19 protein-coding genes, 1 pseudogene and 1 riboswitch are annotated in these 22,289 nt (G+C 39.9%); of the genes and pseudogenes, 10 read left to right on the top strand and 10 right to left on the bottom strand.

Going from position 1 to position 22,289, the window contains the following annotated elements; translation table 11 throughout:
- Positions 1-222 precede the first annotated feature (222 nt).
- A complete protein-coding gene (locus AOQ70_RS16210; RefSeq protein ID WP_039182756.1) occupies positions 223-1,242 on the bottom strand; it encodes a LacI family DNA-binding transcriptional regulator in 1,020 nt (339 codons plus the stop codon).
- A 264-nt stretch (positions 1,243-1,506) separates the two neighbouring features.
- Positions 1,507-1,586, top strand: a riboswitch (glycine riboswitch).
- 162 nt (positions 1,587-1,748) lie between these two features.
- On the opposite strand from AOQ70_RS16210, the gene AOQ70_RS16205 reads away from it, so the two are divergent.
- On the top strand, positions 1,749-3,095 hold the full coding sequence (locus tag AOQ70_RS16205) for an amino acid permease (protein WP_059377343.1): 1,347 nt from the start codon (positions 1,749-1,751) through the stop codon (positions 3,093-3,095).
- Positions 3,096-3,142: 47 nt separating this feature from the next.
- Here AOQ70_RS16205 and AOQ70_RS16200 read toward each other — a convergent pair whose 3' ends face one another.
- Together AOQ70_RS16200 and AOQ70_RS16195 are read right to left on the bottom strand one after the other, a co-directional pair.
- On the bottom strand, positions 3,143-3,823 hold the full coding sequence (locus AOQ70_RS16200; protein ID WP_059377341.1) for a DUF3169 family protein: 681 nt from the start codon (positions 3,821-3,823) through the stop codon (positions 3,143-3,145).
- Entirely contained in the window at positions 3,820-4,026 is a 207-nt protein-coding gene (locus tag AOQ70_RS16195; RefSeq protein ID WP_003215336.1) for a helix-turn-helix transcriptional regulator, read from the bottom strand. The genes AOQ70_RS16200 and AOQ70_RS16195 overlap by 4 nt, the downstream gene beginning before the upstream one ends.
- Before the next feature lie 171 nt (positions 4,027-4,197).
- Here AOQ70_RS16195 and AOQ70_RS16190 point away from each other — a divergent pair, with 171 nt between their 5' ends.
- Complete coding sequence (locus AOQ70_RS16190) at positions 4,198-4,821, top strand: NUDIX hydrolase (RefSeq protein ID WP_059377409.1); 624 nt, start codon at positions 4,198-4,200, stop codon at positions 4,819-4,821.
- An 11-nt stretch (positions 4,822-4,832) separates the two neighbouring features.
- Here the strand turns inward: AOQ70_RS16190 and AOQ70_RS16185 are convergent, their stop codons facing one another.
- Positions 4,833-5,315 carry a DUF4188 domain-containing protein gene (locus tag AOQ70_RS16185; protein WP_039182747.1) on the bottom strand — a complete coding sequence of 161 codons (483 nt, stop codon included), beginning with the start codon at positions 5,313-5,315 and terminating at the stop codon, positions 4,833-4,835.
- Positions 5,316-5,319: 4 nt separating this feature from the next.
- Positions 5,320-5,871 (bottom strand): PadR family transcriptional regulator, encoded by a 552-nt coding sequence (locus tag AOQ70_RS16180; RefSeq protein WP_047203745.1) that lies wholly within the window; start codon positions 5,869-5,871, stop codon positions 5,320-5,322.
- A gap of 154 nt (positions 5,872-6,025) precedes the next feature.
- Here AOQ70_RS16180 and AOQ70_RS16175 point away from each other — a divergent pair, with 154 nt between their 5' ends.
- The 5 genes and pseudogenes from AOQ70_RS16175 (at position 6,026) to AOQ70_RS16155 (ending at position 12,622) form a co-directional block, all read left to right on the top strand.
- Positions 6,026-6,919: a hypothetical protein gene (locus AOQ70_RS16175; protein WP_059377339.1), complete on the top strand. Its 894-nt coding sequence runs from the start codon at positions 6,026-6,028 to the stop codon at positions 6,917-6,919.
- 209 nt (positions 6,920-7,128) lie between these two features.
- A pseudogene (locus AOQ70_RS20135) lies at positions 7,129-8,071 on the top strand (hypothetical protein).
- A gap of 341 nt (positions 8,072-8,412) precedes the next feature.
- Entirely contained in the window at positions 8,413-10,272 is a 1,860-nt protein-coding gene (locus AOQ70_RS16165) for a beta-glucoside-specific PTS transporter subunit IIABC (protein ID WP_059377336.1), read from the top strand.
- Between the two features lie 4 nt (positions 10,273-10,276).
- Positions 10,277-11,743, top strand: a complete 1,467-nt coding sequence (locus tag AOQ70_RS16160; protein WP_059377333.1) for a glycoside hydrolase family 1 protein — start codon at positions 10,277-10,279, stop codon at positions 11,741-11,743.
- A gap of 30 nt (positions 11,744-11,773) precedes the next feature.
- Positions 11,774-12,622, top strand: coding sequence for a PRD domain-containing protein (locus AOQ70_RS16155; protein WP_059377331.1), 849 nt, complete (start codon positions 11,774-11,776; stop codon positions 12,620-12,622).
- Between the two features lie 94 nt (positions 12,623-12,716).
- Here the strand turns inward: AOQ70_RS16155 and AOQ70_RS16150 are convergent, their stop codons facing one another.
- Positions 12,717-13,895: a Rap family tetratricopeptide repeat protein gene (locus tag AOQ70_RS16150; protein ID WP_059377328.1), complete on the bottom strand. Its 1,179-nt coding sequence runs from the start codon at positions 13,893-13,895 to the stop codon at positions 12,717-12,719.
- A 411-nt stretch (positions 13,896-14,306) separates the two neighbouring features.
- On the opposite strand from AOQ70_RS16150, the gene AOQ70_RS16145 reads away from it, so the two are divergent.
- Entirely contained in the window at positions 14,307-14,519 is a 213-nt protein-coding gene (locus AOQ70_RS16145) for a hypothetical protein (protein ID WP_058838595.1), read from the top strand.
- A 32-nt stretch (positions 14,520-14,551) separates the two neighbouring features.
- Here the strand turns inward: AOQ70_RS16145 and AOQ70_RS16140 are convergent, their stop codons facing one another.
- The 4 genes from AOQ70_RS16140 to AOQ70_RS16125 form a co-directional block, all read right to left on the bottom strand.
- Positions 14,552-15,313, bottom strand: a complete 762-nt coding sequence (locus tag AOQ70_RS16140; protein ID WP_059377326.1) for an ABC transporter ATP-binding protein — start codon at positions 15,311-15,313, stop codon at positions 14,552-14,554.
- A 16-nt stretch (positions 15,314-15,329) separates the two neighbouring features.
- Positions 15,330-17,654 (bottom strand): FtsX-like permease family protein, encoded by a 2,325-nt coding sequence (locus AOQ70_RS16135; RefSeq protein ID WP_059377323.1) that lies wholly within the window; start codon positions 17,652-17,654, stop codon positions 15,330-15,332.
- Positions 17,651-18,904 carry an MFS transporter gene (locus tag AOQ70_RS16130; RefSeq protein ID WP_059377321.1) on the bottom strand — a complete coding sequence of 418 codons (1,254 nt, stop codon included), beginning with the start codon at positions 18,902-18,904 and terminating at the stop codon, positions 17,651-17,653. Before AOQ70_RS16130 ends, AOQ70_RS16135 begins: the two co-directional genes overlap by 4 nt.
- Before the next feature lie 69 nt (positions 18,905-18,973).
- Positions 18,974-19,624 carry a TetR/AcrR family transcriptional regulator gene (locus AOQ70_RS16125; protein WP_059377319.1) on the bottom strand — a complete coding sequence of 217 codons (651 nt, stop codon included), beginning with the start codon at positions 19,622-19,624 and terminating at the stop codon, positions 18,974-18,976.
- A 159-nt stretch (positions 19,625-19,783) separates the two neighbouring features.
- Between AOQ70_RS16125 and AOQ70_RS16120 the strand changes: the two genes are divergently transcribed.
- Together AOQ70_RS16120 and AOQ70_RS16115 are read left to right on the top strand one after the other, a co-directional pair.
- A complete protein-coding gene (locus AOQ70_RS16120) occupies positions 19,784-20,896 on the top strand; it encodes a CdaR family transcriptional regulator (RefSeq protein WP_059377317.1) in 1,113 nt (370 codons plus the stop codon).
- A 118-nt stretch (positions 20,897-21,014) separates the two neighbouring features.
- Positions 21,015-22,286: a GntP family permease gene (locus AOQ70_RS16115; protein ID WP_059377314.1), complete on the top strand. Its 1,272-nt coding sequence runs from the start codon at positions 21,015-21,017 to the stop codon at positions 22,284-22,286.
- Positions 22,287-22,289 lie beyond the last annotated feature (3 nt).

Raw genomic sequence — 22,289 nt, 5'->3', positions numbered from 1 at the left:
TCAGAATCATAAAAAATCACTTTTAACTGTTTTTTGATAGAAATAACGATAGGACTAAATAGGTATAACGATATACTAAAAGAAGCAACGAGATAAATATACTCCTGCATTTTAAATGTGTCAAGTTTATGACTTTGTGATTTAAAAAAAGAAAAATGAAACAAAGAAATAGTTGACTTGTTCAATAAAAAAAGAGAATTGCTGCACACAATTCTCTTTTCATCATGATGGAGAGGTTTCTCTAATATGAAGTTGAGGCTTTAAAATCAATCTCTGCAGCTCTTCATCCTGATCGTTCATTTTATGATATAAAAGGTTCGCTGCTTTTGCCCCGATGGATCGGGGGAATGAAGAAACAGTGGTGAGCGGCGGATGGTACATCTCCGCTTCAGGAACATTATCGAATCCAACCACATCAATATCTTCACCTGGCTGGATGCCCCGTGCTGACAGTGCTTGCATGACTCCAAATGCAACTAAGTCACTAAAACAAAAAATAGCGGTAGGAGGCTCGGGTTGATCCATCACTTGAGCGAGTGCTTCTTTCCCGCCTTCACGAGTAGGTACGATATCAATAATAAGGGAATCATCAATCGTCAGGTTTTCATCGTCATGAGCTCTTTTGAAACCTTTCATCCGCTCAATCCAAGTCGATGAGGTCTTGATGCCGCCTAAGAAGGCGATACGTCGATGCCCCTTCTGAAGAAGATGATGAATGGCCATCCAAGTGCCTTGTTCATAATCAACACCGACATAATCACATTGCACATCTGATAACTCACGATTTGCAAGTACTTTTGGGGTGCGAATTTGATTTAATTGTTTGACGGTTCGAGCAGAGCTTTTCGAAGCTGGGTTTAAAATAATTCCGCCCACTCGGTGCTCTACCATGGTGGAAATGAGCCGCTCCTGTTTGTCGACACTGTCAAAGGTTGTACCAAGTAAAACGGTATAGCCTAGTGATTCAAGCGTGGTTTGCACGCCGATTAAAAATTCCGAAATAAAGGTGTTAGAAATATCTGTGACAATCACACCAACGATATTTGAGCTTTTTGACCGCATGTTGGCAGCAACGCGGTCATATACGTATCCTAAGTCTTCCATGGATTGCAGTACTTTGTTTCGAGTGGCTTCAGAGATTCTAGGATTGTTTCGAACAACGAGTGATGCCGTTGAAGTCGAGACACCGGCATGCTTGGCGACTTCCTGTAATGTGACACGCTGTTTGTTCATTTTTTTCATTTATCTTCACCAACTTCAATGGATTGCCTAACTTTGTTCATGATCAAGAGGGATTTCTCCATCAGACGAGCCGAACATCTTTTGGTTTATTATACATGAATTAGGGGGGATTGATGAAGTGAAGACATATGGGTATCACTGTAAATCATAAAAGATTACCATTGACAGCTTTCTGATTGAGGCGTAAAATATAAAATTATTCAGAAATAGCAACATTTTAATTAAATAACGAAGGCTATGATTGCTGTGGGTCACACTATAGCAGGAGCAGCTTCTGGAGAGACCGCATGTGTGTGCGGCGCCGAAGGGTTCACAATCTCAGGCAAAAGGACAGAAGAGTACGAAATATTGTATTTGTGATGCATGGATGATGCCGTGTATTACTTTTCTCTATTTTGCTATTCTTTTATGACCGTGAGATTGGAGCGCATCCAATCTCTTTTTTATGGACTTTTTAAAGAGTTCATTATTTCAGTATAAGATCGTGTCGTAGGAGGGTGTTAGCATTGGCACAACAAGAATTAAAACGAGATTTATCAAACCGTCATGTGCAATTGATTGCCATTGGCGGAACCATTGGAACAGGGCTGTTTTTAGGCTCTGGAAAAGCCATTCAATTGGCAGGTCCATCAATCATTTTTGCTTATTTAATTGTCGGAATGGCCATCTTTTTTGTCATGAGGGCACTTGGAGAATTGCTTTTATCGAAGGCGGGCTATCAGTCATTAACCGATATTGCAGAGGACTATCTCGGCCCGTGGGCATCTTTTGTGACAGGGTGGACATATTGGTTTTGCTGGATTATGACAGCGATGGCGGATGTCATTGCGGTCGGAGTGTATGTGCAGTATTGGTTTAATATCCCGCAATGGATTCCTGCTATCATTTGTTTGTTGATTTTACTAGGATTGAATCTATTAACGGTGAAGCTTTTCGGAGAAATGGAATTTTGGTTTGCACTTATTAAAGTGATTACGATTCTATTACTGATCGCTGTTGGAATTGTTCTTTTAATCATTGGTTTTCAAACCGATGCCGGACCGGTGACAGTAACGAATTTATGGTCTCATGGCGGGTTATTCCCAAATGGTGTCACAGGCTTCTTGCTGTCATTCCAGATGGTGATTTTTGCGTATGTGGGAGTTGAACTGGTTGGCGTATCCGCAGCAGAAACAGCCAATCCGCAAAAAAACATTCCCTCTGCGATTAATAAGATTCCATTAAGAATTCTATTTTTCTATGTGGGTGCGATCTTTGTTTTACTATGTATCAACCCATGGTCTGAGCTCAGTGCATCAGAAAGTCCTTTTGTGAAAACCTTTGGGCTCATTGGGATACCAGTAGCAGCGGGGCTTATCAATTTTGTTGTGTTGACGTCTGCGGCATCAGCTTGTAATAGCGGCATGTTCTCGACAAGCCGTATTCTGTATAATCTCAGTCATCAAAAGCAGGGGCCAGCTTCCTTTGGACGTTTGAACAAGCACGCTGTCCCGAGTAATGCGCTATTCGTTTCAACGATTGTAGTATCGGTCGGTGCACTTTTAAGCAAGCTGATTCCCGAACAAGCCTTTGGGATTGTTACGACGATCAGTGCCATTTGTTTCATTTGGGTATGGAGTATTATTTTAATTTGTCATTTGAAATATAAAAAAACACGGCCTGAACTGCATGCAGCATCTACCTTTAAAGCACCGTTCACACCTTTTGTGAATATTTGCGTTCTTGCGCTCTTTGCTGCCATTCTCGTGATCATGCTCTTCGCAGATGCAACACGTCCTGCGCTGCTATTGACACCGGTATGGTTTGGTTTCTTATTTTTGATTTATGCACGAAAGAAACGCCGTGCATCGTAACGGACGGAAAAAGCACAGCCTTTTGACAGAGCTGTGCTTTTTATCATTTAACGATTTCTAATCCTCAACACATAATTTGCATTCAAAATGATCAAAACAACCCCAATGACCACGATTGAGAAGAGTTGAGAGTGATTGGCTCCGAGGGAATACACAATCAAAATAAACATGGCACCGGTCAAGAGGATATTCATCATTTGATACGTGTGAAACAGTCCGCCAAGCATGACATGCTTTTCCCCTTCGTCTGAAATGGCGAGCAGCTTTTTACTATAGTCTTTGTCGGACGGATTTGGTAGATTGCGATTAGGATAGACAAGTTTGAGGACGGATATCGCTGCATAAGAACTAATAATGGTGACGATAAATAAAGCAGCATTGACCAGAATCAACCAGAGTGGCTGCTCGGTGACGATGGTTATACCGATGGCAATAATGGACAAAATCGTACTCACCGTATTGGCTAATGTCGAATCAGTAAAGGTCCGATATTGCTTTGCCTCCAGTTCATCTTCCTCATCTCCAGAGACCGAAAGAGACACTCTTTTTTTCATACGTGAAATCCCTGAAAAACAATAAATAATCAATAAAATTGTCACTCCGCTGATGACAAGAGTCGCTTCAAATGCAATATCAAGAAGTGTCAACTCAAATTCGGCTGCCAGCAGACAGTAAGCACCGAGAAAGCCAAGGAGAGCACCTAAGAGCATTTTGTATACAGTTTTCATGATAGTTCATCCTCCTCGAATAGAAAAATACGTTCAATGGGTTCCTGAAAAATTCGTGAAAGCTTAACAGCGAGCAAGAGAGACGGCATTAATTCATCACGTTCCATTAAGCTGATGGTTTGACGAGAGACCTTTGCACGTTTCGCAAGCTCAGTTTGGTTTAAACCATCACGCGCACGAAGCTCTTTTAACCGATTTTTCATTCTGTCACCTCAAGTTTTAATTGAAATCTTTCCTTGATTGTAAAGTATTATATTCAATTTGACAAGTAAAGTTGTCAAGTTGATAAAAATAATTGTCAGAAAGATCATCTTTATTGAAAAGGTGAACCATGATACGCTAAAGGAAAGAGAAACAGAAAACAGGTGATGGCCGTGTTCATTGATCAATTAAAAAATGACTTACATCAATCACAACCGTTGTTCATTGGAGAAGAGACAGCGTTCAAAGCAGCAGTCCTGATCCCTTTAGTACAAGTAAATGGAGAATGGCATATATTATTTGAGGTACGATCGCTCACCATGAGAAAACAGCCGGGGGATATTAGCTTTCCTGGGGGCAAGCTCGACGGCAGCGAAACAGCACAGGAGGCTGCACTGCGAGAAACACATGAAGAGTTGGGCATTCCGCCAGAATCGGTCGATGTCCTTGGACAGCTCAGTCCTTATATCGCTTCTCCATCCTTCGTCGTATACCCATATGTCGGTATCATTGATGAGCAAAAAGTGAAACACTCCTATAATCAAGAAGAAGTAGAAGAGACCTTTACCGTGCCTCTATCATGGCTCAGCCAATATGAGCCGTACCTACATCATGTATCCGTTCAGCCAACACCAGGAGAGGACTTCCCTTATGAAAAAATCATGAATGGTGAAAAATACAGCTGGGGGAGCCGGTCGATTGAGGAATGGTTTTATGATTATGAAAACTACACCATATGGGGATTAACAGCCCGCATATTAAAGCATTTTGTATCTGTTGCAAAAAGAAATTCCTAGAGAATCGCTCTCTAGGAATTTGTTGTATTCAGCCGTTCCTTCGCTGTTTGTTTTCCTTTATCAATTGGAATAGGCGCTCTCGCTTGGCTCAGTCCGTAGGAAGGCATGTTCACGTAGATGGATTCATACGAGCCGGCTTGAATTTGATATGTTTCATGATAAATGCCGACCGCATCATTATTTCGTGCCATTTGGTTAAATCTTTTCCAAGCAGCCAAATGCTTCTCCATCTTGGCATAGGCAAGGAGGTCATCTGTTGATTTCCAATATTGAATCATCGCTGTCGTGCGTAATCCAAAGTAATTCTCTGTTCCAAGAAACCCTAGCTCCTCTTGATGGGTATACAGCTCCTTGATCATGCCAGGCATCGCCATGAACACAGGCATCCATTGATGAATGGCCCAGCGTTTGTTGATCCTCATTCCGATAATGAACACCACAATCGAATCAGAATTGTCCGTTGTAAATCTGCCAGCACGTATGTCTTTTTTCATTCATTTACCCTTCCTTCTTCATCGAATGGAATGTCTCCACGCACCAATCAATTCCAGCTTGAGCCACTCTTTTCCCATAATCTAAAGTAAACAGCCAATACTTCGCATCCGCTTCATCTGGGTACAGCTCTTGAATGTTTTGTTCAATCGCAACATATGTCTCATAACGAATACGGAGCTGCCTCTCATAATCCTGTAAAAGCGCTAGTTTTTTCTCAAACGAAAGATATTGACCGAAGAATAATTTTAATAACACCTCATTCCGCTCTGTTGGTAACTGATCGAGCGGCTGCGCCAGCCATTCTCTTAACGTGTCCAGTCCTTTTTCAGTCAAATGATATTCCCGCTTGTCTGAGCGACCAGAGCTAGCAGCAGGTGAAACCTCCGCAAGGCCTTCCTCGACTATTAGCTTTAAAGCTGGATAAATTTGTCCATAACTGATTTTCCAAAAATGATGCAAGCTCCTATCAATTAATTGCTTCACTTCGTACCCTGACTTACAATCTGTCGTTAAAATACCTAAAATCGCATACGTCGTATCATTGTATTTTTTCATATCAGCACACCTATCTAAAAGATATATCATTTAGATATATAATATATGATGGGGAGTGGCAGATACAAGGGGTTGTTGAAAAATAAATTCGATAAAGGAGGTGACTCACTCATATATTGATAGAAAAAATGAAATTCTGTCGGTGGAGGTATGTATGAATAGATCGAAAATCTGGATCGTGGCAATTCTAGCGGTACTAATCATGGGTGCTGTCAGCTGGATAGCATATCAAGCAAATGCAAAAAAGAGTGTATTGAATCAATCTTACGCCTTTGCATATAAGACCAAGAATCATGTGAACTGGTTCAAAGTAACGGAGAAAAAAGGGAAAGTAACAGGTCATCTGAATGAAACCATTTTGGAGGAAAACCCAAAAAGGCATTTTGATCCTAATCTATTTATCAACAAATATAAATTAACCGGCAAAACGATTGAAAACGGTTACGAATTTCAAGTGAAGCAAGGGAAAAAGACGGTCACATATGAAGTTCACCTTGCTGAAAAAGATCTTTCTGTGAGAAAACAAGGTGAAAAACAAAGCATCACATACAAAGCAGTTGATCAAACAAAACTACGTGCTGTTCAAAAGGACATTCATGACCTATATGAAGAACTGATGGAGGACACTGAAAATAGATTTCATGATTATGTAAGAAACTTCATTAAGAAAGTAACAGGCGCTTATGGTTATCTGTATACGGCGGAGGATGGTTCATACCAGCTATTTCTAAAAGTAAAACGAATGTATATGCAGTCTGAATGGGCAGGTTCTTTTCTGATGAGAACGGTCCCAGGAGATGGTGGAGCACCTTATAAAGAAACGAAACATACAGCCGGGGGTGTTTCAGATGGGATAATGTTTGATTTGAGTACTTATCCTGCAATTGAAAAGGGTTTTATTTTAGGGGAAACTGACCGAGACGCAACATCAATTAGATTTCCCTTTAAAATGGCAGGCGGTACAATAGAATTTAAAGCTGTCACGAAAGAGGAATATCAAGAGCAAACGGAAGCATTTAAAAAGCAGGCTGAAGAAAAGAAAAAATAGATCGTATTGGACCAGGTGAATAAGGGTTAATAACATATCTGAATTCTCCATGAAAAAAGGATATTATTTGCATAGATGTAAAATATTATTAAGAAAATACTTATCTAAATTTTCTAGAATCTATTTTTAAGTGAATAAGAATTTAGTTGAATATATGGTAAAATATTGTTGATGTTGATTTCTCAAATTAAATATTAGAGGAGGTACGTATGTGCAAATTGAAAATCTGGGTCGTGTCTATCCTAGCCATACTCATCTTGGGTGGAGTCGGCTGGACAGCATATCAAGCAATCGCACAAAAAAATTCATTGAATCATTCCTATGCATTTGCGTATAAAACTAAGGATAGACTGAACTGGTTCGAGATATCTGAGAATAAAGGCAAAGTAACAGGTCATTTGAATGAAAGCTATATAGAAGAAATTTGGTGGGACCCTCAATTATATAAAAAACAATATGTCATAACCGGCCATTCAAAAGAAAATGGGTATGAATTTCAAATGAAAAAAGGAAAAGAAACGATCATATACGAAGTTCATTTTTCGGGGAAAAACCTTTCTGTGAAAAAACAAGGCGAGAAGCAAAGCACGATTTATAAAGCAATCAATCAAAAAAAGCTAGATACGTATCAACAAAAAGATTCAAAATCGACATCAAAATCTAGTTGATTCATCAGAAACTAGATATTATGAAAATATGAGACACTTCAGGGATAAAGTGGCGAAAGTATATGGTTTTCTATATACGGCAGAGGATAAACAACTATTTTTACAAGTGGAAAGCATGCATGTTGAGAATGGAGTTTTAATAACAACTGTTTCTGAAGAAGGTTGTAAGCCCTATAAAGAAATGAAAATAGAGGTCGGGGGCTTTACTGATGGGGCAGGATTTTTCGAAATGAGCTATGATCCTATAATTGAAGATGGTGTCATTATAGGTTCGACTGATCGAGATGCAAAATCAGTAAAGCTGCCAATTAAAAAGACAGACGGTACAGTAGAGTTAAAAGTTTTCACGGATAAGGAATATAAAGAAATTCCTAAACCATATATCATGACAGGCGATTCAGTAGAGTTAAAAGCTGTCACGAAAAAGGAGTATGAAAAACAAGCGAAAGCATTTAAAAAGAGGGCAGAAGAAAAGAAAAAATAGATGAATTTAAACCAGATGAGTGAATCAACTTATCTGGTTTTTTGTAGAGAAAAATATTGTTGATTGATGATAGAAGGAACAAAAGAGTAGGAGGTTTCCTATAAGTGAATAGAGAAAAGTATTTTAGGTATATAGACCCTAATGATTTTTAGAAAAATAAATGTTGACGCTTTCATATAATGCATATATACTAAAAACAAATCCAATATGAATAAATTAGACATGTGACTGGTCATGCAGGCAGGATCTAAAAACGATGAATTTTTCTTTTATTTGTCGTTTTAGGTCCTTTTTTTATTGCCGAAATATAGGTCTCGTGTATGAGAAAAGGGGGAGAAAAAATGAATTACACACAAGTTGCCAAAGACGTTTTACAGCATGTAGGCGGCAAAGAAAACATTGCGCACCTTGAACATTGTTCAACAAGACTTCGCTTCACACTAATTGATCAGAAAAAAGCAGATGTACCAGCACTGGAAAAAACACCGGGTGTCATAGCTGTTAGAATGACAGGACAATGCCAAGTAGTCATTGGGAATGACGTCATTGAAGTGTATCAAAAGGTAACAAGTTTAATAGGCGGCAGCTCATCAAGCCAGAATGTGCCATCCAATCAGCCAAATGAAAAAAGAAAAGCAGGCACAGTTCTGTTAGATTTCATTGTCGGTGTCTTCCAGCCGCTTGTACCAGCTATCGCAGGCGGAGGAATTTTAAAATCATTTCTTCTCCTTTTCTCTTTATTAGGCTGGATGGATGCAAAGGGACAAACCTATCAAATATTGAACATGGTAGGTGACGCACCACTTTACTTTCTGCCTTTACTAGTTGCTGTAACGACGGCGAATAAACTAAAAGTAAACCCACTGGTCGCACTATCAGCAGTCGGTGCGCTTCTTCTGCCGAACATGACGGCGATGCTTACAGAAGGTGCACAATTACTGTCATTCGATGTGAAAAATATAGCTTATGCGTATCAAGTGTTTCCGGCCATCCTTTCTGTATTGCTTTACGCGCAAATGGAAAAATTCTTTACACGGTTTTCACCAAAACCAATTCGGATTTTCTTCGTTCCGATGATGTCATTGGTCATTACTGTACCAGTTACGCTACTTCTGTTAGGACCGATTGGTTTTACAGCGGGGCAAGGTTTTTCATCTATTATTCTTTCGATGTTTAATACGGTAGGCTGGGTAGCTGTCGCCATTTTAGCAGCGGTCCTCCCATTCATGGTGGCATCAGGCATGCATAAAGCAATGGTTCCTTATGCAGTCACAACGATGGGAACCCTTGGGAAAGAAGCACTTTATTTGCCGGCATCACTTGCGCATAATATTGCGGAAAGTGGAGCGTGTTTCGCTGTGGCACTTCGAACAAAAGACAAGGTACTTAGATCAACAGCCATTTCGGCAGGGATATCAGCCTTTTTTGGCATCACAGAGCCAGCGCTGTATGGTGTGACACTGCAAAATAAGCGAGTTCTAGGAAGTGTCATGATTGGTTCGTTTGTTGGCGGAATTTTCATTGGATTAGTTGGTATACAAGCCTTTGTGCTTGTTGGTCCTGGTTTAGCAAGCATGTCGATGTTTATATCAGATGAGCTACCGCGAAATCTGATGTTTGCTATCATTGGAGCGGTCATTTCGTTTATTGTCGCCTTTATCGCTGCTTTTGTATTAGGTAAAGATCGAACAGTAGAAGAAAAGACAAAGGATCAAGCTGGGTTTGCTGAAAAAATTGGAGCAGGCGAAACATTCAAGAGCCCTGTGATTGGCCAAATGATCTCTCTATCCGAAGTGAAAGATGATATTTTCTCTTCAAAGGTCATGGGAGAAGGAATTGCCATTGTACCTTCAAAAGGAGCACTTTATGCACCTGTAGATGGAGAGGTAACCTTGCTGTTCGAAACAAACCATGCACTTGGTATGAAAACGGACCATGGAGTTGAAGTATTATTCCACATCGGCATTGACACCGTTCAGTTGGAAGGGCAGTATTTCCATCCAAAAGTACAGGCTGGAGATCGTGTTCAAGCGGGTGATTTATTGATTGAATTTGATCTAGAAAAAATCATGGAAGCAGGATATGATCCAGTAACACTTGCTGTAGTCACAAATACAGATCAATATGATATTAAGGTACAGCCATTACAAGAGGTCAATCGTCAAGATACATTGATGGTTGTTACACAATTAGGAGGCTAATCATATGACAAAAATCAAAGGTTTTCCAAAAGGATTTTTATGGGGCGGCGCCATTGCTGCTAACCAGGCAGAAGGCGCCTGGAATATAGATGGAAAGGGGCCGTCTGTTGCAGATATTGCAATGTACCGTTCCAACTTGAGTGTAGAAGATTATGAAGGCCATCTTGCAGTTACCACTGAAAATATAGATCGTGCGATGAAAGATCCAGACGATAAAAAATACCCAAAACGCAGAGGTGTCGATTTCTATCATCACTATAAAGAGGATTTGGCTCTCTTTGCTGAAATGGGATTTCAAACACTTCGAATTTCTATTGCATGGAGTCGTATCTTCCCTACTGGAGAAGAAGCGGAACCGAATGAAAAAGGGCTGCAATTTTACGATCGTGTCTTTGCAGAAATGAAAAAACACAACATAGAACCGATCGTGACTCTCTCTCATTATGAAATGCCTTTAGCCCTTAGTGTGAAATATAACGGCTGGGTTGAAAGAAAAGTAATTGACCTCTTTGTGAAATTCGCCAATGTTTGTTTCGAACGTTATAAAGATGATGTGAAATATTGGCTTACCTTTAATGAAATTGATAGTATTCACCGCCACTCTTTCATTACAGCGGGAATTATTCCTGATCGCTGCCCAGAAGGAAAAGTAGAAGAGACGGTGTACCAAGCACTTCATCATCAATTTGTCGCATCTGCTCTCGTAACAGCAGATTGCCATCGTATCATCCCAGGCAGTCAGGTAGGATGTATGCTGACAAAATTGACAACGTATCCGCATACGTGCCACCCCAATGATGTAGAACAAGCTTTGAAACAAAACTTAGAAAACTATTTCTATGCAGATGTTCAGGTGTTTGGCGAGTATCCGCCACTTATCAAGCGTATGCTTGAGAGAAAAGATATTCATATTCATATGGAAGCAGATGATCTTACCATTTTAAAAGAAAACACAGTAGATTTTATCTCATTTAGCTACTATATGTCTTTAACGGAATCAGCCCAAGAAGGATTAGAAGAGACAGAAGGGAATACCATTCGTGGAGTCAAAAACCCTTATCTTCCTTCAACTGATTGGGGCTGGCAAATTGATCCGGTTGGTCTGAAAATTTCTTTGATCGAATTGTATGATCGCTATCAAAAACCTCTTATCATTGTCGAGAACGGCATGGGTGCAAAGGATGTAGTTGAAAGTGATGGCTCAATCCATGACGACTATCGTATTAACTATTTCAAGGAGCATTTCCGTCAAATGAGAGAAGCCATTGAAGAGGGCGTCGACCTCTTTGGATATACGAGCTGGGGCTCGATTGATATTATTAGTGCAGGTACATCGCAAATGTCAAAACGGTACGGCTTCATTCACGTAGATCAAGATGATGACGGGAACGGGACATTAAAACGATCTCGAAAAGATTCATTTTATTGGTACCAAAAAGTCATTGAGACAAATGGTGAATCGCTTGATTGAACACCACAATCATGAAAACAGGTGATGACGATGTTTAAAATCAAAAAAGTTTTAAACTCGAGCGTGGTCCTGGCTGAAGATCAGAACCAACAGGAGATGGTTTTGTTCGGCCGAGGAATTGGCTATGGCCAGAAACCAGGTCAAATGATAGAAGAGAAAAAAGCGGACCAAGTCTTTATGTCAGTCGATAACATGAGAGCAAAAGAATTTCTTCAATTGTTAGATTCAATGGCTCAGGAGTTTATCGATTTAACTCAGCAAATCGTCCAATATGCAGAAAAACGTTTAAACTCAACTTTAAATTCAGGTGTTTATTTTACCTTAATGGATCATTTGAATTTTGCAGTGGAACGTCATAAAAAGAATATTAATATTACGAATCGTGTGTATTGGGAAATCAAAAATTACTATACAGAAGAATTTGAAGTAGGGAATTACGCACTTGAGTTAGTCAATGACACATTGGGCATACAATTACCAAAAGAAGAAGCTGCCAATATCGCCTTCCACTTGATTAATGCATTAGGTGAAGAGTCCGAGTCGAAAGATGGTATGAAATACGCCAAGATGATCGGAAGTATTGTTAATCTTGTGCGCTATACGTTGAATATGAAAATGGATCAAGAGAATATTCATTATAGTCGTTTCATTACACATGTGAAATTCTTTGTAGAAAGGTTTTATGCTGATAAATTATTATCAGATCAGGAAAATGAGTTATTTGAACAAATTGCACATTTATATCCTCAAGCGATGGATGTTGCTTTTAAGATCAAAGACTATATTAAACAGGTGCATAGTATCGTCATTCCTAATGATGAGCTGACTTATCTTGCGGTACATATACACCGCCTCATTTCTTATCAGCAACTAAAATAAATGTGGAACCACTTGCCTTGATGAGGCGAGTGGTTCTTTATTTGGCAAATGTTTATATTAAGTTCCGATAGGTCGTTCTGTTGTACCATTTTCATCATTTAATGAATTGAAAGTCCCTGTTTGTCCTAAAACAACGATGGTCAAAGTGATAATCAATAAACTCATTTTTTTCATTAGAATTCCCCCAGTCAATGATAGGATGTTTCATGCGATCAGCTTCCTTTAAAAAGAGATAGGCTTGATGAATTGCTCCCAGCTCTTCAAAGTGTTTTGCTGCTAATGCACTTAATTCACAGACTCCTTCAGCATCTTTTAATTTTTTAAGAATGCTGATTTCATCGAAACAGGCTTGAGCTTTTTGAGCCATATCTTCAGTGAAATATAGATGGTAAAGCAAATTCATTTTTGCTGTATAGATGGGGCATTTCTCTGATTCATGTTTTTGGTTAACCAATTCGAAGTAATAGAGAGCTTGTGTCCTTTCATCGATAGAGAGCAGCTCTTTCATTAACATGTACATGGAGTGATGGAAGTAACACGATGAGAGATAGTCTTCGTCACTAAGAGCCTTTTCTAGGGCATCGATACATTTTTTTGATTCGCCAGCTTCGGCGTACAAAATACTGATATTATGATAAAGCTGTGATGTTAGAAAATGATCATTGAGACTGTCTGCGATGTGTAATGCTTCTTTGTAATAATTTTCTGCCCTTATAAAGTCGCCAATGTCCATATAATTAGCAGCGGCGATGACAAAGGCGGCAGCTAGTCTTCTTTCATATCCTTCATGGCTTTTGAAAATATCAATTGCATTCTGAATGTAGTGTAGAGAAATTAGGCTTTGACGAAGCAGCATATATAAGTTGGCGATTTTCGTATGGAATTCTGCTACTTCTATTTCATCAGGAATGTGTTGTAGTTTTTTCTCGGCAATTTTAAACAGTCCAATGGCTGATGCATAGTCTCTTTTATATGACGCGTAAAGGGCTTTGTATAGGTAAAAATAGTATTCAATTAAGTCGTTTGTTTTAGAGGGGCAATCTGGCTCTAGCTGTTCCTTCAGTTTCGTACCTCTCCGTTCATATAACATGAGCTTATACTTGCCTTCTAGCAATGAGTAATAGGTCAAGACCTCCTGATTCTTTTCCATTTTTTGAAGTAATTCCTTTAATTCTGTATACATTGCTTTTGCACTGTGTACATCGTGCTTGCGAATTGCAATTCTCCAATCATTTAAACGATTCCCCACCTGTTCAGCAGAAATGATAGCCATGGAAATTTCACCTCTTTAAGATCCTTTCACCTGTTTCATAAAAAACGATATCACAATTTTTGGTAAAATATAATCGTTTCGGTAAGGCGATTGACAAGGGGTAATAAAAAGGACCTAAGGTCATGTGATGTACGATATTGTAAGGGAGAATGCTTGTTAACACAAATGAATAAAATCTCTTTTTGGAAATCTAAAAAAGGGATATATACAATGGGTTTTATAATAATGAACGAAAATATCACTCGTATATTTGGAATAAAGAAGTTTTAGCTATTTCAGAGGGAAAATGGAAGGTCGATCTAGGAAAGAAAATCAGGTATGATGTTGCTAGATCATGAAATAAGAAACTGATAGATGACGACAAAAGTAAGTATTAAACACAAACTACGACCTTTTAGAAAGGATGTTGAAATGAAAAAAAGATTTCAAAGCTTAAACAGACAAATTACAGTCATTATCACGACTCTTTTACTTGTTTTAGTGACTCTATATATGTCAAAGAGATACTTCTATAGCAAAGAAATTGAGCTGCTGACAGAATCTTGTCAACAAGCTGGCGGCAAAATCATCTTAGAAACAAATAGTTTGTCTATGGATTACTCGTTTGAGTGCCAGAAAAAGTAGAACAGGCAGTTTCCTGCCTGATTTTACTCAAATTAAAAACCTAAATTTTGCAGCCATTGATTTAATCTCATTTCTCGGTTCTCGGCAGTTGAACGATCATATCTTCCTAATTGTAAACTGTCTGCCATTTCTCCGTCATTCATAAACATGATTCTTTCAGAACGAAGAGCCACCTTGGGGTCATGTGTAACAAGCAGCAGTGTTGCTCCTTCAGAGTGGATTCTTGAAAAAATATTCATCACTTCCTTTGTTGTACTGGAATTAAGAGCACCTGTTGGTTCATCAGCGAAAAGTATGTCTGGTTCATTCATGAGCGCTCGGCAGATAGCGGCTCTTTGAAGCTGTCCTCCCGATACTTCTGTCAAATATCTATTTGCCAAATGATCAATTTCAAGTTTTTCCATTAAATATTGAGCTCGTTCATTCACTTTTTGTCTTGGCTTTTTCTTTGCTAAATAAGCTGCTGCAATGATGTTGTCAAATAGATTAAGATTTTTTAATAAGTGGCTGTGCTGAAAGACAAATCCCATCTCAGTTAAGCGCAGAGCACTTAACTGTTTTTCTGTCATTTCTGATAGTGTTCGGCCTTTATATTTGATCTCTCCTGTTGAAGCTGTTTCTATGCCGCTAAGCTGATAAAGTAAGGATGTTTTTCCACATCCAGAAGGTCCCATAATGGTCACGAATTCCCCGCGCTTTATCGATAAATGAATATCCTTAAGAATCGTTTGTTTCTGTCCTTTTAATGAATTGATATGCAATGACAATCGCTTCGTTTCAATCAAGTGTTCCATGTGAAACAACTCCTTATTAAAGTGTATGCCTTGTCGTTTGGCTAGAAAAAAACGTCTTCAATAACCAGGCGATCAAAGCTAAATTGACAATAAATAGTATGAGTGGATACACAACCGACACCCATTGCGATGACAGCCACTGAAGGCTCGACGCCCCTAATGAAGCTCCACCGACACTCATCAAAGCAGGACCAATTGTATTGACCGCGATTGTTCCAATAAAGGCACCAAAAGAGAGAACAACGATAAAACTTGTTATATATTGTGCTGTTATATCTGTTATAGAAAACCCAATTGTTCTTAACATGTTGTTCCGGCTTGAATCTTTAGCTTTTAACATGTGCAAGAACATGAACAGCATTAAGCTGGCGGTCCCAAAAGCAGCTAATGTAGCAAAAAATGCAACGACTTTTACGATAGCTGCTGTGCTGCCGATCGTTTGATGAACGTATTCTTTCATATCTGTCACTTTTGCAGGAGATACCTTTTTTTCAAATATCGCCTTTTTCTCTGCAATATTTACTCCTGGTTTTAGTTGGATTTGAATGGTTTTCCAAAGAGCTGATTGAGGAAATGGCTGTGATATTGCTTTTGCTGTTTTGCCTCCATTGGTGACGTCCTGATAAATACCTGTCACCGTTCTTTGGGTTTCATGCCCGTTAGTTACGAGAGTGATTCTTTCTCCTATCTTTTTCTGAAGTGAATCTGCATTTAACACGGATAAGGCAATTTCATCATTCTTTAAAGGCTGCCGGCCTTGTAAATAGGTGAGGGGAAATGCTGAGAGCTCACCTGTTTCTAAATAGAGCGTTTCTAATGAATTCTCCTTTGATTTCGCCTGAAGAGAAGCAGTCTCATAGATGGCTGCTGTTTGAATGCTCCTATCTTCACGAATCATTGATTCTATTTCGTTTGTATTTTTCGTTAGTTGATTTCCTTGGCGTATATCAATTCGAAGGTCACTTTTACCCGAGCCAAGGTAGGTGATGAAATTCGGTGATTGTAAGGTATGCCATAGCTGAATAGGCATCAGCATTAAAAATGTACAAAGTGCAATAATACAAGTAATCGTTGTGTACAACTTCTTTCGTGATATCAGGTCTTTTAAACCAAGCCAAATGTGGATCGGTAAGAACCTGCTTTTCTTGAGGTGCATAGGTATTTTTTTCTTATGATTCGATGAATGGATACCACCTTGAAGGGCTTGAGCAGCTGATATTTGACCAAACTTTCTTAGGACAGCATAGCTGCAAGAGATGACGATCATTGCAGTCACAATAGAAACAAAAAGCGGGATTAACAAATGATCAAAAGAAGGCTGATTCCCCATGTATTGCTGAATATTGGCCGTAAACATATCACCAAATATAAGTGTTAACACATAGCCTGCTATACATCCTGCACAAGCAAGCACGGCATACTTTCCAACGTATAATTGCTTAATTTTTGTTAAAGGAATCCCAAGTACCTTCAGTATGCCAATTTCACGTTCATCTTCTTCTATAGAAGCCGTCATAGCAAGATGGAGTGAGAGAAGGGCTATACTAATGAGCAGCAGGCAAACAAGCAAAAGAATGGCAATCACCATTCCATCTGTCAATGCGTTCAGCATGCGCAGCAAAGGCAGTGTGACAGCTGGGCCTTGTTGTGGCATCTGTGATGATTGATAGATTGCTTGAAAAGCATCTGTCTGCGCGGCATCATGCAGTAAAAATTCGATTAAGTACTCTTTTTGTTGAAACACTTGATTTATTGCGTCCCAATCCTCGTTATGAAGAAGAAATCTTTTTGAACTGACTAGACTGGGGTTCATTTGTGCATCTCGCAAGAACGCTTTAATGCGAAAGGTGAATTGATTAGCTCTTTTCTCAATCAGTAATGTTTCACCTATGTTGAGATGATACTTTTGTTGAAAATAAATTGGGACAGCCACTTCACCTTTATTGACAATGAGCTTCTCGTTTTGTTGATTTAAAAGAAAATCAAAATTGCGATTTTGCTTCACAAATAAATGATCCATCACACCTGCTTTGGCAGGCTCATGTCCGAACCTGATGTTTGCATGTTCAATTGGTATCATAGGGACGATTTGATGAGCTTTTACCATGGACTGCTTACTTGAAAATGCTTCAATGTCTTTTTCATTTAGGTCGCCGTCATGCATTTGGACAAAGTCTGGCGCTTTAGCAGAATGGAGCAGGCCAGAAATGGATCCATTCAGCTGTACTGTCATTTGAGCGGCACTTGCTGCGAGAAATGAAGTCATCATGATGCAAATAGTTAAACCAATTGAAATAAGACGGTGGCGGGTTAAGTCTTTCTTTATAAAGGCGAATCTCATGAGGCTGATTCCCCTTCATGTTGAAGCATATTTTTTGTTAGGTAGGCTAGGGCAAACATGAAAACACTGACGATTAACACAGTCACATACATGTTGGCTGAAAACGTATTAAACAAGAACCCATACATCATTTGACCAAGCGGAACTGCACATTGAGAAACCATTGTTAGATTGGCCATCACTTTTCCTAATTGCTGATTTGGAGTTTTCTTTTGAATATGTGATATCACAACGACCGAGATCATTGTAAGCAGCATAGCAATTGGAAGACATCCTGCTAAAAAGAGAAAATAAGCTGGATAAGTGCCAAATTGTAGAGCCATAGTCGATGTTGAGAACGCCACAGGCAGCAGGATGATGGCGATGACAAGCATCCAGCGATATAAAGTAGGAATGCGCCAATGCTTCGCTACAAGTCCAACTAGCAGAGCACCTGCGATGACAGCGAACTCAATCAAGCCCATTCCTACTCCATACATGATGTCACTGGTTTTCATTGTGACCCTTAAAATGATTGGGCCACCTACGATAAAAAATGGTGTAAGGATGAAATTTAACATTGCAGCAAGCAGCATGGTTCTTTTTAGAAACGGCTGGCTGCCGATATAAGAAAATCCTTGTTTCATATCTTTTATGAGCACTTTGCCCATAGAATCTGTCAGCGGACTAGAGGAGAAGGGTATTTTTAATCGTAAGAGCATGCACGCAGATAGGAAAAATACGATGGCACTGGCACCTATAATGAATTGACTTCCAATCATTCCGTATAGAACACCACCGATAACAGGTGCGAGAACACCTGAAAGTGCCTGAACGCCATTGACGATGCCGTTCGCTTGTTCTAATTGATCTTCTTTCACTAGCTGTGGAATGCTGGACATCACAGTAGGTGCATAGAACGTACTCATCACACCAAGAAGTATCATGACAGCTCCGATCATGTAGAGTGAATCATTTCCAGATAATAACCAGAAATAAAAAGCAAGAATCATGATGCCGGCGAGGACGTCAAATAAAATCATCAAGTTCCTTCTGTTAAACCGGTCAGCGATTGCACCAGCTAATGGGGAGAGAAGGAACGGGATATTGGATAAAGCGAAAAGTAAGGCAAATAAATCAACTCGTTGTGTCATATCAAGCACATGTAAAGATAGAACAAATCGAATGAGAGAAGATCCGAAAACGGAAATAATCTGTCCGAGAACGAGGTAGATAAAGTGAGATGAATCTCTTTTGAATAATACATTCATAAATATCACTCTCCTTTTAGACCGACCGTCAGTCTATAATGTATGCAGGATTGGTATTGAAGTGACCAATCACTGATTATTTTCATCCTGCTCACCAGATAATCGCTTCAGCAGGAAGGAAAAGCTACCCTTTTCTGCATGCAATGAGGATTCGAGTATATCAATAAAAGCTAAAGCGCGTTGTATACTTTCTTCGGCTGTCCATTGAAACAGGCCTTCATCAAATATGACCTGTGCAGAAGCGAGAAGGAATTCAACCGTCTCTTGCGGATACTTCGTTTTGAATGTCCCTTCCTCTACACCTTGCTGAATGACATCTGCCAACACTGGTGATAGTTCTTTAATGGCTTTAATTAAGCTTTTTTGATGCATTTCTGCATTAGAAGGCTGATGGAACTGATCGATCATCCCCTGTTTATGGCTTCCTTGCTGAGGTGATTGCGCCATGATGATACGAAATAGTTTGTCAACGACTGGAAGGTCTGGATCAGCCGCAATACGCTTTGCCACTATGATATCTTCTTTGATGATCCTGTCAATAATGGCATCCATTACTTCTTCTTTGGATGCAAAGTAGTAATAAAAGGTGCCTTTTGCAATGCCAACGGCTTTTAATATGTCAATAATCGTTGTTTTCTGATAGCCTTTGGTTGAAAAAAGCGCTTCTGCTGCGTTTAATATGTCATTTTTACGTTCCTCAGGATGTTTAACGGTTCTCATAAAGCCATCCTTTCTTTTAACTAGACTGTCGGTCGGTCTTTGTTTTGATTAAACACTTTTTAGGGTGTCTTTGTCAATGGCTGGTTTTAAACACTTTGCATTTATTGTTCAAAGACACTATGATACATTGAATGAAAACACCTTCAGGAGAGATGACTCATGCAATTTTTAACCAGAGAATTGGCTCAAGAAATGGTTGAACGTACGATGCATATTTTACATAAAAACATCAATGTGATGAATGCAGATGGTGTCATTATTGGTTCTGGTGAAAGAAACAGGATTGGCCAGAAACATGATGGTGCACGACTTGTGCTGACAAGCGGGAACAGTGTGGAAATTGACCATGAGACCTCCTTGCGCTTAGAAGGAGTGAGACCGGGGATCAACCTGCCTATTTGCTTTCATGAACAAGTAGTTGGTGTGATTGGGATTACTGGTGAGCCAGAGGATATTCGGCATCATGCCGAGCTGGTGAAGATGGCAGCTGAACTGGTGTTAGAGCAATCTTTTCTGCTCGAACGGGTTCAATGGCGTCATCGAATAGAAAGTGAAATTGTCAATCAGTTGATTTCATATTCTGATGTTGGGGATCATCAGCTGAAAAATCGAGCTGCTTGGCTGGGAATGGATTTAGACAAGCGCCGAAGGGCTATTGTTTTTCAGCCAGTTCCATCCTCAGAGGATGCTGTTCATAAATTGATGCATGCGATTCAATATGATAAGAAGGCGGATGATTTACTTGGTATGACCTTTTGTCATGAATTGATTCTTTTAAGTCATTCCATACCTGAACATCAATTAAAGCAGATGGCAGGTCATCTGCAAAGAACAATGCAAAGAGCAATAGGAGGCAAGGTGCTAGTGGGGATAGGGACTGTCGCTGACGACATCAGCCAGCTGCCAATTTCTTTTCAGCATGCGAGAGAAGCCCTGAGATTAGGGAAAGCTCTTGATCCGGAAGAAAGTATGTATTTCTTTGAGTCTTATCAGCTGGAAAGCTTATTCATGATTGCGGGGATTGCTGAAAAGAAAAGTCGATGGACTGACTTTTACAAGCCGCTGACACAAGAAGCAGAGCTCGCCCATACATTAAGGGTTTACATTGAAGAGGGCGGTGATTTGCAGAGCATTGTTGATCGTTTATTTATTCATCGGAATACATTGCGTTATCGTTTAGACAAAATTCAAGAATTGACTGGAAAAGACCCTCGTCATGTAAAACAGTTAATCGAGCTTTATATGGCGCAGCTAATGAATCAATTATCTTGATTGTGCAAATGCACAATTGAGTAGAGTGATAGATGAAAAAAGTTCATCCAGATTCACAACACAATCCCTTTGGGTAAACGCTTACAATTGGAGAAAGATATTTTTAGGGGGATTGAGGATGAGTGGAGATGTAACGGTAAGTACTTTGGGAGCTATGGCGGCGCTTGTGATCGCAATTGTTCTCATTCTAAAAAAAGTATCTCCTGCTTATGGCATGCTGGCAGGTGCATTTATAGGCGGCTTGGTTGGCGGTGTAGATATTGTTCAGACCGTCAACGTCATGATGGAAGGTGCTAAGGACATGATTCCAGCTGTCCTTAGAATTATGGCGGCAGGTGTACTGGCTGGTGTTCTCATTGAGTCGGGTGCAGCGTTATCGATCGCTGAGGCCATCGTGAGAAGGCTTGGTGAGGCGAGGGCACTATTAGCACTCGCACTTGCAACGATGATTTTAACAGCAGTGGGCGTGTTTGTAGATGTTGCGGTTATTACGGTAGCGCCCATCGCACTAGCCATTGCTAAACGCGCAAAGCTCTCAAAAACGGGAATTCTCCTTGCTATGATTGGAGGCGGGAAGGCAGGAAATATCATGTCACCGAATCCGAATGCCATTGCCGCTTCAGATGCTTTTGGTGTACCTCTGACTTCAATGATGGCTGCAGGTGTCATTCCGGCTGTGTTCGGGCTGGCGGTTACATATGTATTAGCTAAAAAGCTTGCAAACAAAGGGACACCTGTTCTTGAGGAGGAAACCGGACAAAGTAAAGTTCAAATACCTGCTTTTTTTCAAGCACTGGCTGGTCCACTGGTTACCATTTTATTGTTGGCTTTAAGGCCGCTTTTTCAAATCAATATAGATCCAATGATCGCCTTACCAATTGGAGGGATTGTAGGCGCTCTTTTCATGAAAAAAGGGAAATTTCTCAATGATTATGCGATGTCGGGGCTTCATAAAATGTCAGGTGTCGCGATTATGTTATTAGGGACAGGTACATTAGCAGGAATCGTATCGAATTCTTCCTTAAAAGATGTGTTTATTCAGGCACTTGATGCATCGGGTTTACCTCCATATTTACTTGCACCAACTTCAGGGATATTTATGTCAGCCGCTACTGCTTCGACAACAGCTGGCACGGCGGTAGCGAGTGGTGTGTTTAGCGGAACACTGATTGGGCTTGGTGTATCTGCTCTTTCAGGGGCAGCCATGATTCATGCTGGCGCAACAGTGCTTGACCATATGCCGCACGGGAGCTTTTTCCATGCAACAGCAGGAAGTGTTCAAATGGATATTAAAGAGCGTTTAAAGCTCATGCCTTTTGAATCGTTAATCGGTTTGACATTAACCGTTGTATCGACCATTATTTTTGGCGTTTTCCACCTGTTTGGCTAAAGG

It is taken from the genome of Bacillus sp. AM 13(2015) (assembly GCF_001518755.1).
Classification (GTDB): Bacteria; Bacillota; Bacilli; order Bacillales; family Bacillaceae; genus Bacillus; species Bacillus safensis.
The sequence above is the reverse complement of the archived record's forward strand: the minus strand, read 5'-3'. Positions and strand labels throughout refer to the sequence as shown.